At 70.6% G+C, this 13871-nt stretch carries 15 protein-coding genes; 3 read left to right on the forward strand and 12 right to left on the reverse strand.

Annotation, left to right across the window (positions count from 1 at the left end; translation table 11 throughout):
- Nucleotides 1-23: 23 nt before the first annotated feature.
- The 3 genes from dinB (at nt 24) to C1M51_RS02145 (ending at nt 2761) form a co-directional block, all read left to right on the forward strand.
- On the forward strand, nt 24-1214 hold the full coding sequence (gene dinB / locus C1M51_RS02135; RefSeq protein ID WP_129448014.1) for a DNA polymerase IV: 1191 nt from the start codon (nt 24-26) through the stop codon (nt 1212-1214).
- A gap of 141 nt (nt 1215-1355) precedes the next feature.
- Nucleotides 1356-2300 (forward strand): DUF3034 family protein, encoded by a 945-nt coding sequence (locus C1M51_RS02140; RefSeq protein ID WP_129448015.1) that lies wholly within the window; start codon nt 1356-1358, stop codon nt 2298-2300.
- Nucleotides 2301-2329: 29 nt separating this feature from the next.
- The gene (locus C1M51_RS02145; RefSeq protein WP_242499945.1) at nt 2330-2761 is read left to right on the forward strand and encodes a group 1 truncated hemoglobin; all 432 of its coding nucleotides are present in this window, start codon (nt 2330-2332) and stop codon (nt 2759-2761) included.
- Nucleotides 2762-2888: 127 nt separating this feature from the next.
- Here the strand turns inward: C1M51_RS02145 and C1M51_RS02150 are convergent, their stop codons facing one another.
- From C1M51_RS02150 to C1M51_RS02205, 12 genes are read right to left on the reverse strand one after another with little or no spacing between them, the layout of a single operon-like run.
- Entirely contained in the window at nt 2889-4001 is a 1113-nt protein-coding gene (locus C1M51_RS02150; RefSeq protein ID WP_129448017.1) for an AgmX/PglI C-terminal domain-containing protein, read from the reverse strand.
- Entirely contained in the window at nt 3998-4489 is a 492-nt protein-coding gene (locus C1M51_RS02155; RefSeq protein ID WP_011828829.1) for a biopolymer transporter ExbD, read from the reverse strand. The genes C1M51_RS02150 and C1M51_RS02155 overlap by 4 nt, the downstream gene beginning before the upstream one ends.
- A 13-nt stretch (nt 4490-4502) precedes the next feature.
- Complete coding sequence (locus tag C1M51_RS02160) at nt 4503-5018, reverse strand: biopolymer transporter ExbD (RefSeq protein WP_129448018.1); 516 nt, start codon at nt 5016-5018, stop codon at nt 4503-4505.
- 6 nt (nt 5019-5024) lie between these two features.
- The gene (locus C1M51_RS02165) at nt 5025-5678 is read right to left on the reverse strand and encodes a MotA/TolQ/ExbB proton channel family protein (RefSeq protein ID WP_011828827.1); all 654 of its coding nucleotides are present in this window, start codon (nt 5676-5678) and stop codon (nt 5025-5027) included.
- A 43-nt stretch (nt 5679-5721) separates the two neighbouring features.
- A complete protein-coding gene (locus tag C1M51_RS02170) occupies nt 5722-6024 on the reverse strand; it encodes a hypothetical protein (RefSeq protein WP_129448019.1) in 303 nt (100 codons plus the stop codon).
- Nucleotides 6021-6740 (reverse strand): tetratricopeptide repeat protein, encoded by a 720-nt coding sequence (locus tag C1M51_RS02175; RefSeq protein WP_129448020.1) that lies wholly within the window; start codon nt 6738-6740, stop codon nt 6021-6023. The genes C1M51_RS02170 and C1M51_RS02175 overlap by 4 nt, the downstream gene beginning before the upstream one ends.
- Nucleotides 6727-9552, reverse strand: a complete 2826-nt coding sequence (locus C1M51_RS02180) for a tetratricopeptide repeat protein (protein ID WP_129448021.1) — start codon at nt 9550-9552, stop codon at nt 6727-6729. Before C1M51_RS02180 ends, C1M51_RS02175 begins: the two co-directional genes overlap by 14 nt.
- Nucleotides 9536-11440 carry a tetratricopeptide repeat protein gene (locus tag C1M51_RS02185; RefSeq protein WP_129448022.1) on the reverse strand — a complete coding sequence of 635 codons (1905 nt, stop codon included), beginning with the start codon at nt 11438-11440 and terminating at the stop codon, nt 9536-9538. Before C1M51_RS02185 ends, C1M51_RS02180 begins: the two co-directional genes overlap by 17 nt.
- Nucleotides 11441-11445: 5 nt before the next feature.
- The gene (locus C1M51_RS02190) at nt 11446-11973 is read right to left on the reverse strand and encodes an AraC family transcriptional regulator (RefSeq protein ID WP_242499946.1); all 528 of its coding nucleotides are present in this window, start codon (nt 11971-11973) and stop codon (nt 11446-11448) included.
- Nucleotides 11974-12013: 40 nt separating this feature from the next.
- Nucleotides 12014-13129, reverse strand: a complete 1116-nt coding sequence (locus C1M51_RS02195; RefSeq protein WP_242499947.1) for a DUF3570 domain-containing protein — start codon at nt 13127-13129, stop codon at nt 12014-12016.
- Complete coding sequence (locus C1M51_RS19205) at nt 13116-13352, reverse strand: DUF4266 domain-containing protein (protein ID WP_129448025.1); 237 nt, start codon at nt 13350-13352, stop codon at nt 13116-13118. Before C1M51_RS19205 ends, C1M51_RS02195 begins: the two co-directional genes overlap by 14 nt.
- Nucleotides 13349-13870 (reverse strand): peroxiredoxin, encoded by a 522-nt coding sequence (locus C1M51_RS02205; RefSeq protein WP_129448026.1) that lies wholly within the window; start codon nt 13868-13870, stop codon nt 13349-13351. The genes C1M51_RS19205 and C1M51_RS02205 overlap by 4 nt, the downstream gene beginning before the upstream one ends.
- Nucleotide 13871 lies beyond the last annotated feature (1 nt).

Below are 13871 nucleotides of genomic sequence, written 5' to 3' on the forward strand. Positions count from 1 at the left end.
CCTCCCGGCCGGCGGCTCGGCACATGCCCGAACGCTACATCGCCCACCTCGACATGGACGCGTTCTACGCGTCGGTCGAGTTGCTGCGCTATCCGGAACTGAAGGGCGAGCCGGTGGTCATCGGCGGGGGCCGGCGCCACGAGCCGCAGGTGCTGGCCGACGGCAGCCGCCGCTACGCCACGCTGCGCCACTACGCCGGCCGCGGTGTCGTCACCACCGCCACCTACGCGGCGCGCACCTACGGCGTGAACTCGGGCATGGGTCTGATGAAGGCGGCGGCGCTGGCGCCCGACGCGGTGCTGCTGCCGGTCGACTTCGACGAGTACCGGCGCTATTCGCGCCTGTTCAAGGCGGCAGTGGCCGAGGTCGTGGGCAACACGCCACCGCTGATCGAGGACCGCGGCGTCGACGAGATCTACATCGATCTCACGGCGCTGCCCGGCGTCGCGGCCGACCGCGGCGCGGCGCTGGCGCGCGCCATCAAGGCCCGGGTGCTGCAAGCCACCGGCCTCAGCTGCTCGATCGGCGTCACGCCGAACAAGCTGCTGAGCAAGCTCGCCTCCGAGCTCGACAAGCCCGACGGTCTGACGATCCTGCGCGAGGCTGACATCGAGACGCGCATCTGGCCGCTGCCGGCCCGGCGCATCAACGGCATCGGGCCGAAGGCCTCGGCGAAGCTCGAGGCCCTGGGCATCCGCACGATCGGCGAGCTGGCCGCCGCCGACCCGGCCTGGCTGCTGAAGAACTTCGGCGCCCACTACGGCGCCTGGCTGCATGCCGCCGCCCACGGCCGCGACGAACGGCCGGTGGTGACGCACAGCGAACCGGTCAGCCTGAGCCGCGAGACCACCTTCGACCGCGACCTGCACCCGCGCAGCGACCGCGCCGCGTTGTCGGCCATCTTCACGCGGCTGTGCGAGCAGGTGGCCGACGACCTGCAGCGCAAGGGCTACGTCGGCAAGACCATCGGGCTGAAGCTGCGCTACGACGACTTCAAGACCGTGACGCGCGACCTCACGCTGCCGGCCCCGGTCGACGACCTCGCGGCGATCCGTCGGGCGGCCGGCGAATGCCTCAAGCGCGCCCCGCTCGAGCGACGCCTGCGCCTGCTGGGCGTGCGGGTCGGCTCGCTGTCGCGCCCCGGTGAGCCCGTCCCGCCCGCCGCAGCGAAGCCGGCCGCTCAGCCGCATACGCGATCGCTATTCGACGACTGAGGCGCCACTGACATGCCACAACCTGTCAGGCGCGCAACTTGCAGCCGAGGGGCCACGGCGACGTCCGCACGCACCGCTGTGCGCAGGACGTCACGAACCGCCGCCGCCGCGCGGCCTCTTTCGTCGGTGGTGGGAGCCTCCATGTCATTCGAAGTCCTGAGTCGCGAGTCCCGACCGACCGTCGGGGTCGGCGGCAGCGTGACCGCGCTGCTCCTGCTGGCGGCATCGGCCCTGGCTGCTGCAGCCCCAGCACCGGCGCGCGAGGGCAAGCTGCTTTTGACCGGTGGCGTCAGCAGCATCGATGGCGCCGCCGGTGGCGGCCTGACACCCTGGGCATTGACCGGCAGCTATGCCAGCGTCGGGCAGTTCGGCGCCAGCGCCTACCTGACGCGCCTGAGGACGCAGGATTACGGACTCACCGGCTACGGCGTGGCCGCCAGCTTCGACGAACGCATCGAACTGTCGCTGGCCCGCCAGGACTTCGACACCGGACGCACCGGCACCGCGCTCGGCCTGCCGGGCCTGAGGCTGAAGCAGGACATCTTCGCGGTGAAGCTCAGGATCGCCGGCGAGGCCGTGCTGGACAGCGACACGTGGATGCCGCAGATCGCCATCGGCGTAGAGCACAAGCGGCTCGACGCCGGCGGCCTGGCACCGACGCTGCAGGCCCTGGGCGCCGACGACCGCGGTACCGACGTCTACCTCAGTGCCACCAAGCTCCTGCTCGCGCAGGGCGTGCTGCTCAACACGACGCTGCGGGCCACCCAGGCCAACCAGAACGGCCTGCTCGGCTTCGGCAGCACGGCGCGCGACCGCTACAAGCTGCTGCCGGAGTTTTCCGTTGCGTGGCTGTTGCGCCGCAATCTGGCGATCGGCGCCGAGTACCGCTTCAAGCCGGACAACCTGAACCCCTCGCTGCTCGGCGACGGCCTGGCCGAAGACGACTGGAAGGACCTGTTCATCGCCTGGGCCCCGGGCAAGAACCTGTCACTGACGCTGGCGTGGGTCGATCTCGGCCGCATCGTGCCGGCCGTCGTCGACCGGCGCCAGAGCGGCGCCTACCTGTCGGCCCAGGTGGCGTTCTGACAACCCCACCCGAACCCATGAGCCTCCCCATGAAGCGTCTCCTGATCGCCCTGAGCTGCGCCATGGCGGCGCTCTCCGCCGCCGCGCAATCCACGCCTCCCGACGATGCGCTCTACCGCGCCCTCGGTGGCACGCCCGGTCTGACGAAACTGATGGCCGACTTCGTGCCCCGTCTCGCGGCCGATCCGCGCATCGGTGAATTCTTCAAGGAAACCAAGCTGTCGGAGCTGCAGAAGCAGCTCGTCGACCAGTTCTGCGTGGTGTCCGGCGGCTCCTGTGTCTACGAGGGCGAGACGATGAAGAACTCCCACGCCGAGATGAAGATCCGCAAGGCCGACTTCAACGCGCTGGTCGAGGTGCTTCAGCAGTCGATGGACCAGCAGGGCATCCCCTTCTCCGTGCAGAACCGCCTGCTCGCGCGGCTGGCGCCGATGCACCGCGACATCGTCAACACCCGCTGAGGTTCGAACGATCTGCGCCTGCCTTGACCGCGCACTGCTTGACCAGGTCGCACAGTACGACCGTAGCGAGCGAAACCCTTCAAACCGCTGCAGTCCACGGCGCCCACGCCGACAGCGCCTACCGCTGTCATGAGGGCAGGAAATCCACCGGCCAGGACACCACCATCTGCTCCACGTCCTTCGCGCCGAAGTCGAACTGCCGCACGCGCGCCAGCAGCTTGCCTTCCAGTTCGCTCGCATGCAGTTCGCTCGACACGATGCGCACGCCCACCACGTCGCCGGCCGGCGCGATCTTCAGTTCCAGCACCACCTTGCCCTGCAGCGACGGGTCCTCGCGCAGCGCGCGGTTGTAGAGCGCGTAGATCGCGCCCTTGTTGCGCTCGAACACGAGCTTGATCTCCTCGATCGAGCGCGAGGCCTTGCCGCTGCCGCTCTTGGTGAGCGTGCCGCCGGCCCCTGCCCCACCGCCGCCGCCTCCCCCACCACCGCTGCCGCCGCCCTTGCCGGCCACGCCCCCACCGCCCGGGCCGCCGCCCCCACCGCCACCGGCCACGCCTTCGACCAGCGTGGTCGCGCGGCCGGCCAGGCCACCGCCACCGGTGTCGCGGCTGTAGGCCGCGGTGTTGATGCCGCCGCTGCCCTGGCCGGCGTTCGACGTGATCAGCGCGCGCGCCGGCGTGCCGGCCTCGGTGCCGGCACCGACACCCACACCCTTGCCGGTGCCGACACCGGGCCCCTGCTTGATGTCCTTCTGCAACTGCACCGCCACCGGTGCACCACGGATCTCGGCCAGCTGATCGGCCATCGCCAGCAGGCCCACGCCGGCGGCCTTGCGGCGCGCGGCCTCGGCCACTTCGCCCGGTGGCTTGCCGGCCACCGGCTGGCGCGCCTCGGGCACGGGCCGGCGCACGGTCTCAGGGTCGCGGCTCGGCGGCTTGCTGGTCGAGCCGATCGGCTTCGGGTCGGCCTGCGGTGGCAGGGCGGCCGCTTTTGCCGCCGACGGGGGCGGCGGGGGCACCGGCTTCTGTTCCAGCACCAGCTTGGCCAGGCGCGGCGGCAGTTCGACCGGGGCGGCACGGTCCTCGACCGGCCGCGGCATCAGCAGCAGCGCCAGGCACACCACCACGCAGGCGACCAGCACGGCGCGCAGGATGCGGCGGAAGCGCGCCTCGTCCTCCAGCGCCACCGCCCAGGGCAGCAGCGGTGCACGGAACGAGACGGAAGCAGCGGCAGCGCTCATGTCGTCGCCTTCCGCGTGACGGCGAACGCCACGTCGCTGAAGTTGGCGCGCGCGGCGGTGTACATCACCTTGCGCAGCAGGCGGTAGGGAATGTCCTTGTCGCCCATGATCGTCACGGCCTTGCCCTGCGCCTCGTTCTCCTTGCGCAGCACCGGGCGGCTGGCCTGCAGGTCCAGCTCGGCCTTCAGCGGCGCGATCAGGTCGTCCTCGCCCGCCATGGCCTCGCCGACCGTGGCGACCTTGCGGCCATCGACCAGGATCTCCGAGCCGCTGACGGTGACCACGATGGTCTCGCGCGGCGTCTTCTCGGCGCTGGATTCGGGCAGCTTGACCGCGCGGCTGGTGCTCAGCACCTCCACGCCGGTGCTCGACATCAGGAAGAAGATCAGGATCGTGAAGATGTCGATCAGGGCCACGAGGTTCATGTCCAGACCGTGGTTGTTGCGCGCCTTGCGTTCGGCGCGCTTCTGAAGCGGGGTGAGCTTCATCGTCGACCTCTCTTTATTTCCTGGCCACGCTGATCGGGGCGTCGCCGATCGAGATGTCGGGGAACAGCGCCGCGGCTGGCACAGACGCATGGGTCTTTGCAGGCGCTGCCGCCGGCGGCGCCTCGCGCATCGTGTCCATCACCTGCACCAGCAGTTCGTACGGCGTGTCGGGCTGGGCCAGCACGGTCGCCGTGGTGGTGTCCGGGAACTTGAGCTTCACCTGCTGCATCAGCAGCGACAGCGCGGCCAGATCGTGGTGACCGGCGGAGGCCATCGGGATGCGCTGGATCAGCCCGCCGATGCGGTCGCCGACGTCCAGCGCGTCGGGGCGGATCACCACCTCGAGCTTCAGGTCGTCGACCTTGAGCTGCTCGACGCCGGACGACGGCGCGGGCAGCGTCAGCTCGAGCACCGACAGCCGCGTGAACACCGCGGTCGAGAGCAGGAAAGGCACCAGCACGACGATGACGTTGATGAACGCCGTGACCTCGAGCTGGGCCACGTTCTTGCGCAGGCGTCGGACACGCATGGTGGATTACCTCGCCGGAGCCGATTCGGCCTTGATGCGCTGCACCAGGTTCAGGAAGCTGATCTTCGCGGCCTCCAGGCCGTCGACGATCTCGCTGGTGCGGGCCTGCAGGAAGGCATGGATCAGCAGGAAGGGAATGGCCACCGACAGCGCGAACGCGGTGTTGTTCATCGCGATCGAGATCGACGCCGACAGCAGCTCGGCCTTCTCGGCCGGGTTGACCGCGGCCACCGCAGTGAAGCCCTTGATCAGGCCGATGATGGTGCCCAGCAGGCCCACCAGCGTGATCACGTTGGCAAAGGTCGCGATGTAGTGCGTGCGCTTCTCCAGGCGCGGCACGATCTCCATCATGCCCTCCTCCATCGCCGCGTCGATGTCCTCGCGGCGGCCGGGGCTCTGCATGCGCTGCAGGCCGTTGGCGACGATCTTGCCGATCGCCGCGTCCGACTTCTCGGTCACACCCTGCACCTCCTTGAAGCGGCCGTTCTGCAGCATCGGCAGCACCTGCGCCCACAGCTTGCGGTTCTGGCTGCGGGCGCGGTTCAGGAAGATGTAGCGCTCGATCGCGATCGCCAGGCCGATGGCCATGATCGCGATGCTGAAGTAGATGGCGACGCCGCTGTCCTGAAAGAACTTGACGGCAAACTCGAGGATGCTCATGGGCTTCTCCTGTGACGGACTGGGTAAGGGGGAGGGACTCGGATCAAGGACGGGCCGGCGCCGCCCCCGCAGGGCGGGGCTGCAACTGCGCGTCGTACTGGAGCTGACGGCGGAACACGTCGCGGTCGATCGGTGCGAGCGCCTCGTCGAGCACGCTCACCGCTGGCCGGCCCGACAGATCGCCGGGCAAGGGCTTCTTCCACGGCACGATGTACAGCACCTTTGGCAACTCGCGGTTGCCGATGATCTGCGTGCGGTCGATGTCGGCGCGGTCCTGCGCCCACACCGCCGGTGCCGCCACCACCGCGACGAAGGCGAGTACGCCGCGAACGGACGACGGTCTCATGGCTGCTCCTTGCGACTCACCGCCACCGGCGGCGGCTTGCGGTTCTTCAGGTCGGCGACCCACTTCGCGACCTGCGCGTCGCCGCCCGGCGACAGCGCCAGGTAGCGGTCGTAGAGCGCGAGGGCACGCGGGCCCTCGCCGAGGTAGAGGTCGTGCAGGATGCCCAGGTTCAGCAGCGGCGAGGCATAGGTCGCGTCGAGCTCGATCGCGCGCTCGTAGGCCTCGCGCGCCTTGGCGAACTGGCCCTGCTGGCGGTAGGCGATGCCGAGCTGGTTGAAATAGACCGCCTGCTGCGGGTTGGCGTGCACCGCCGCTTCCAGCTCGGCCACCGCCTCGGGCAGCCGGCCGGCCTGGCGCAGCAGCAGGCCGAGGTTGGCATGCGGGCCGCCGAGCTCGGGGTGGGACTGCACGATCGCACGCAGCCCGCGCTCGGCCTCCGCCGGCCGGCCGGCGCGCATCGCCTTGCGGGCCTCGTCGTAGGCGCGCTGCACCGCGGGGCTCACCGGTGTTTCCGCGACCACTGGTGCCGCCACGGGCGCCGGCGCCGACGCCGCTGCGGACGCGGCGGGCTCGGACGCGGCCGGTGTCACCGCCTGCTGCAGCGCCTTCAAGGGCTGCGGCATCGCGGCGCAGCCGCTCAGCGCCGCGCCCAGCAGCAGCACGAGACCGGCCACGCCAGCGAAGGAAGATGCGCGGCGCGCGTCAGCGGATCGCATCGATCACTCCCTCGCTGCGCTCGACCTTGCCGTAGCGCACCGGTTGCAGTTCGCGCAAGGCCGCGAAACTGCGCTGGACCCAGGGGTCGTACAGCCCGGCGGCGGCGCGGCGCGCGTTCACCTCGTGCAGCTCGACCGACTTCTCCTCGAACGGGAAGGCCTGCTCCTCCAGCAGCACGTTGTACTGCTCGAGCTCGGCCTTCGACAGCTTCTTCGGCCGCTGCGACGCCATCAGCGCCTTGCCGAAGTCCTGGTAGAGCGCGGCGGTGTGGAAGGTCGCTGCCGTCGTGACATCGGCCACACCGTAGTTGGCGGCCACGCCATAGGCCTTCAGCACCTCTTCCATGCGGGTCTTCTTCAGCTTGAGCTGCTTGGCCAGCGGCTCGACCAGCGCCACCTTGCGGTAGGCGTCCAGGCTCGGCTCGGCCAGCGCCAGCGCCGCGGTGGCGCCGAGGTAGCGCGTGCGGTCGGTGCGCGCCGTGCCGCCGCGCTGGTCGGCCTGCAGGTTCTCCTGCATCAGCGCGAGCTCACGCGTCGCGTTGCCGTCCGCCTTGGCGATGCGGGCGAGCCGGTAGCGCGCCTCCATCGCCGGCTCCAGCGGCTCGGGGTGCTGCTTGAGATAGGTCTCGTAGGCCTTCGCGGCCGCGGCGCGCGTGCCGCCCTTCTCGGCCGCCTTCTCGTGCAGCTCGGCCGCCTGCCACTGCGCGGCGCGCGCGGTGGCTGGCGACTTGGCCGTGACCGCCAGTCGCTCATACTCGCCGGCGGCCTGGGCCCAGCGGCCCTGCTCCACGTAGACGACCGCCAGCTTGCCGCCGACCTCCGGCTGCAGCGGATGCGTGGGGAAGCGTTGGCGGAAGTCCTCGAGCGCGCGGGCCGCGCCGTCCCAGTCCTTCAGACCGATCAGTGCGGCCGCGGCGTCGTACTGCGCGGTCGCCCGCACGGTCGACTGCGGCGCAACCGTGGCCACCCGCGCGAAATGGTCGACCGCCTCGCGCGACTGACCCGCGGCGCGGGCCTGCTCGCCCTGCTTGTAGATCGACGCGGCCTGGCGTTCGACCAGCTCGCCGCGGCCGGGCGCCTTCTCCGGCGTCAGCGCGATCACCTCGCCGTAGCCGCGCTCGGCACGGTCGAAGGCGCCCTGCTCGAAGGCGGTGTGCGCGAGCACGGTCCACGCGACCCGGCGCTGCTCGGCGGCGGCCGGCGGCTTTAGGTCCAGCACCTGCTGCGCCACTGCGGCGGCCGGCTCGGCGTCGCCCAGCGCATAGAGCTTCTCGGCGGCGTTGCTCAGCACCGGGCCGACGCGCGGATCGCCGTCGAAGGCCTTCGCGAACTGCAGCGCACTGGCCACCGCCGCCCGCTGCAGCGCGGGCCGCTCGGCCGCCGCGGCCTTCTTCTCGAGCTGCGCATGGCCGAGCAGCGCCGCATAGCCGGCGTCGGCGCTCCTTGCGTGGGGCGGGTACTGGTAGGCGGTCTTCTCGTATTCGGTCACGGCCTCGGCATGGCGCGCGTCCTCGTACAACAGCTCGGCCAGCAGGAAGTTGTTGGCCGCCGCATCGGGGTCGGTCGGGAACGACTCCAGCCAGCTGCGGTACCAGCGCACCGCCTCCTGGTAATCGGCCGTGCTCCTGCTCTTCTGCGCGCTCGCGTGATAGTGGCGCGCCAGCTCGGCCAGGTGGGTCTTGACCAGCGGCTGCGCGCGCTCCCAGCCCTGCGGGTTGGCACGGCGGAACTCGCTGCTGGCGCCGTAGCGGGCCACGTATTCCTTCTTCGCCTCCAGCGCGAGGTTGGCGAAGCCGGCCTGCTGGTAGATCTCGATCACGCGCGCCTGCAGCACCGGCGCCTGCGCGTGCAGCGGCTGGCGCCGCGCGAAGGCGCCGAAGGTGTCGGCCGCGTCCTTGGTGCGTTCCTGCTTGATGTAGAGCTCGCCGAGCTGCTGGTAGACGCGGAACTCGTAGCCGCGCCGCACGTCGCTGGTGATGTAGGCCGGGATCGACTCGGCGCCCTGCAGGTTCTGCAGGCACAGGCTGGCGACGCGGAAGGTGTCCTCGACGAGCTCGCGGTCGGCGCGGCTCAGGTCGGCCAGGCTGTCCAGGTCGTCGTCGCCTTCGAGATCACCCAGCGTGAGGTCGAGCACGCCGAAGAACGGGCTCAGAGCCTCCTCGAGCCGCCCCTGCTTGAAACGCGACCACCCCTGCATGTACAGCGCGCGCCCCTGGTAGGGGCCTTCCTCGTCGCCGGCGAGCACGGTGCCGTAGGCCTGCTCGGCCTTCGCGTAGTCCCGCACCGTGAACAGCAGCTCGCCACGGCGGAAATGGGCCTCGTCGCGGTAGGCGGTCTGCGGGTAGTCCTGCACCAGCCGGTCGAGGGTCTTGAGCGCCACCTCCAGTTCGCCGCCCTGTTCCTGGGCGCGCGCGAGCTGGTAGAGCACGCGGTCGTTGCCCGGGTCCTTGGGGTAGGCCTTCAGATAACCCTGGTAGCTGGCGATGGCGGCGCGGTAATCGGGCCCGCTGCTCGCGGTGGCCTCGACGCTGCGCTTGTCGGCGCTCTCCATCTCCAGGTCCCCGAGGCGTCGCATCGCTTCGGCGCGCTGCGGCGCACCGGGCGCGACCTCGAGGAACTTGCGGTAGGCCGCGATCGCCTGCTCCTCGCTGCCCGCGATGCCGGCATCCTGCTGCACACTGATCTCGCGGCCGGCCAGGCTGCGCAGCGTCGGCTCGTCGTCGGGCGTGCCGCTGCGCTTGCCGGCGCAGGCACCCAGCCCACCGGCGATCAGCAGCGGCAGCAGCAGGCGACGGCTACTGCGCGGACGCACGGTCGGTCTCCTTGGCAAGGGTGGCCCGGTCGTGCAGCTGCGCGACCGCGAAGCGGGCCTGGGTGAGGTAGGCCGTCAGGCGCTCCTGCTGGCGCGTCAGCGCGGCCACCGCGATGTCCTGCACCACCTGCTGCTGTTCGCGGCTCAGCGCGGCGACGCGCGGGATCAGCGCCTGGATGCGGCGGTCGAGTTCGGCGATGCGGCCGTCGAACCCCCCGAACCGCACCGGCTCGTCGCGCTGCGCCTGGGCGAGTGCGGTGTCGCGGCGGCGCGCCTCGGCCAGCTCGCTGTCGATGGTCTGCAGCGCCTTCTTCGCCTCCCACACGCGGGCCGGGTAGTCCTGCGCCAGCTGCCAGCTCAGTGCCCCGGCGGCGAGCCGCACCCGGTCGGGCGCCGTCGCGAACTGCGGGTCGCCGCCCTGCGTCTTCAGCGCGGCACGTACGTCGTCGATGCGGATCAGCAGCTCGCGCTGCCGCGCATCGGCGAAGGCCACGCCGTCGGCCTGCGACTCGGCCTGCGCCAGGTCGCCGGCCAGCGCATCGCGCCGCTGCTGGACCGCGTCGAGACCGCTCTCGTTCGCCTTGGCGCCCGCCTGGACCTGCGTCAACCGCTGCGCGAACGCCTGGCGCCGGTTGGCGAGCATGTCGCCGAACACGCCGAGGTTGTCGGCCCAGTGCTGCAGGTTGTTGGACAGGAAACGCAGGTCGCGGTAGTTCTTGAAGGCCTCCTGGAACTCGTGCTCCGCCAGCACCTGCGACAGGTGCCCGGCGTGCGGCAGCTCGGGCAGCTCGCGCAGCGTCCAGAACCAGCCCATCTCGTCGCCCGGGTTGCGGTCGATCAGGCCCTCGACCAGCTTGCCGGCGCGGATCGCCGCGATCGATTCGTTCAGGTGCGCTGCCTCGCGGTCGTAGGCGGCGATCGCCTCGTTGTAGCGCTCCAGCGCCTGGCCCAGCGCCCCCAGCTCGGCATAGGCATAGGGCAAGGCGATGCGGCCTTCGAGTACCGCCGCGTCGCTGCCGTCGCGCTGCGCCAGTTCGGTCCACGGCACCAGCGCCTTGGCCGGCTGCTTGAGCGCCGCCGCCGCCCAGCCGAAGCCGAGCAGCGCCTTGTTGGCGTGCAGGCTCTCCAGCCGCACGCGCTCCAGGTAGCCGCGTGCCGCCTCGGCCCGTTCGTCCTGCAGCGCGGCGAAGCCCAGCGCCACGTTGGCCTTGTCGCGCAGCGTGCGGAACTCCTCGTCAGGCTGCGGCGCGCGGCCGATTTCGTCGAGCAGCGCACTGCCGCCCGCGGTGTCGCCGCTGCGCACCAGCGCCACGCCGAGGTTGAAGCGCGCGTACTGGCCGGCGCCGGGGCGCTTGGCCATGCCGTTCAGCACGGCGGCGGCGCCGGCGTGGTCGCCGCGCGCCATCAGCAGGTTGGCCTTCAGCAGGCCGCGGTCGTCTTCCAGAGCCGGCGGCAGGTGGTTCTCGACCCGGTCGATGGCCTGCTCGGCCTCGGCGAGGAAGCCGCGCTGGTAGCGGATCTTGGCCAGGTAGTACCAGGCGCGGTCACGCACCGTCGGCGACGCACCCTTCTCGATCAGTTGCGCGAAGATCTCGCCGGCCTCGCGGTGCAGGCCGTAGGACAGGAGCAGCCCGCCACGCAGCACCTCGGCCTCGTCGGCGTGCGCGGGCACGCGGTCGAAGTGCTGCGAGGTCATCAGCGTGGTGATCGACGTGAAGTAGTGGTCCTGGAAGAAGTGGAACAGCGTGTCGCCGTAGTGCGGGTCCTTGATCACCCGCTGCGGCTGTGGCTCGGCCGCCAGCGCGCCGCCGGCCGGCAACAGCGCCGCGAACGCGGCCGTGGCCAGGAGCCGCTTCGTCGCGCGCGACAGGAAGGACCTCGAACCCATGCGCCTCACTGCCAGACTTTGACGTCGAACTCCGGCTGCAGCTTGCCGGTGGAGTCGTTGATGCGCAGCTCGATGTACTTCGGGTCGGTGCCCTTCTCGAACTTCACGGTCGCGCCGCGCTTGTAGTCGCGCTCGTGCGGGCCCTTGCCGGTGAAGAAGGCCACCAGCTCGTGCTCGCCGGTGCGCAGGTTGCCGAGGTAGACACGCTGCACGCCGCCGCGGTGCAGGGCCTGCACTTCCAGCGGCGTGTAGAGGTAGTTCGCCACCACCTTGTCGTCGAGCTTGATCTGCACCGAGTCGAGCTCGAACAGCTTGCCCACGTCCATCGACACGAACAGCGCCACCTGTGTGCTGGCTGGGAACAGCAGTTCCTCCTCCAGCACCAGCAGGTCGCGGTTGAGACGGATCACGTCGCCCTTGACGTCCTGGATGCGGCCGTCCAGGCCGCCGGCGGGCACGCTGGCCGGCGCCGTTGCGGCCGCATCGGCGGCCAGCGCCGGCTCGAGGACCGCACCGATCAGGCACCCGGCCACGAGGGCTCTACAGCATCGACTGAACATACGCCGGACTCTTTCAGAAGGTGGCCGAGACATAGACCTGCAGCACGCTGGCGGTGAAGCTGTAGCGGCTGCCGGTGCGGATGTCGGTGAAATCGCGGAAGTTGTAGCGAACGAACTCCAGCGCACCGCCCGCCTTCAGCTCGTACTGCCCCGGCACCTGCTTGAAGGTGTAGGACAGCTTGCTGCCCAGCCCGATGTTGTTGAAGCTGCTCAGCTGGCGGTTGCGCGAAATGTAGGTCGTCTCGACAGTGGCGTTGTCGCTGTAGAACAGCGCACGGTCCTGGGTGTGCACGCGCACGAAGGCATCGCCGAGCCAGAGTTCGCCGAAATAGCGGCTGTAGCCGACCTCCGCGGTGTGTGCCTTGATGGCCCAGGTGTCCCAGAAGTAGCGGTACTCGGCGCGCAGCGCGTCGCGCGAGCCCAGGTCGCCGACCACGCGGAACTTGACGGCCCGCGCCGAGCGCGTGCGCGGGTTGCGCTCGGGCACGGCGGCGCCGAACACCCGCGCGACCCGGTAGGGGCTGCCGAGGAAGCCGTCGTCCGACAGCACCTCGAGGTTCGCGCTCATCAGCCAGCGCGGGGTCAGGATCTGCGTCGCGCCCAGCCGGTACTGCCAGTGCCGGGCGTAGTCCGAGAACTCGGGCGAGTCCTTCTTGCCGACCTTGTCGGAGCCGCGCGTGAAGCCCAGGTTCACGGTGGTCATGCCGCCGAACACCTCCTGGCTCACGTCGAAGCTCATGGTCTCGGCCGTGTAGTCGGGCTCCTTGCTGTTCGTGAAGCCCAGCGTGAGCTTGGAGTCGCGAACCACGTAGTCGGCGCCGAAGCCGTACTCGGTGCGACGCTCGCGGTAGGGGCTGGCGGTGGTGACGACATCGATCGATGCGTTGCTCACCGCGTCCACGTAATAGGAGGCCGACAGCGACACCTTGTCGGCCAGGCTCTTGCGCACCAGCAGCGCCGGGCCGGAGGCGGTCACGCCGCCGCCCTTGTAGACGTGGGCCATCGCCTCGGCCTGATCGCCCGGCAGGTCGACGCCGCGGGCCGCGCCGGCGGCCAGCACGCTGCCCAGCAGGCCGGCGACGCGCGCCCAGTGGCGCCGGCGCAGGCGGCGAAGGCTAGTTGCAGCCACAGCCACCTCCCTGCACCCCGGTGGCGCCGCGCGCGCCCTCGCGCACGCTGCGCACATGCTCGCGGTGCTTGTCCACCAAGGGATCCTGCGCGAACTGCATGATGGGATCGGCGAGCCGCTCGCGCTCATAGGGCTTGACCCAGGGCTGGATGGCGCAGCCCGTCAGCAGCGACAGGCCCAGCAGCGCAGCCGCCGCGGAAGTGAGGATGCGTGACGACTTCATTGCTTGAGCAGCTCCCGGACCTGCTTGTCGTAGGTGTCCTCGTAGCCGGTCTTGTAGCCAAGATGGACGTACTTCACGCGCCCGTCGCGATCGATCAGGATCGTCGACGGCATGGTGCTCAGGTCGTACTGGCGGCTCACCTTCTTGTCGGTGTCCAGCAGCACCGGGAAGCTCACACCCAGCTTGGCGGCCACGTCGGCCGCCTTGCGCACGTCGTCGTCGACGTTCACGCCGATCAGCACGAAGCCCGAGGCGCGGTACTTCTCGTACAGCCGGTTGAGGTGCGGCATCTCCTGGCGGCAGGGCCCGCACCAGGTGGCCCAGAAGTTCACCATCACCACCCGGCCGCGCTGCTCCTGCAGTCGCAGGTTCGGCCCGTTCATGCTGCGCAGCGTGAAGTCGGGCGCCGTCGAGGCGGGCGCGATGGCCGGGACGCAGAGGCCGGCGTAGGCGCCGAGCGCTGCGCCGGCGCACAGGCGCAGCGCCTGGCGTCGCGGGGCTTGCAGGATCGGGGTCATG

Source organism: Methylibium sp. Pch-M, from assembly GCF_004136295.1.
GTDB classification, from domain to species: Bacteria; Pseudomonadota; Gammaproteobacteria; order Burkholderiales; family Burkholderiaceae_C; genus Methylibium; species Methylibium petroleiphilum.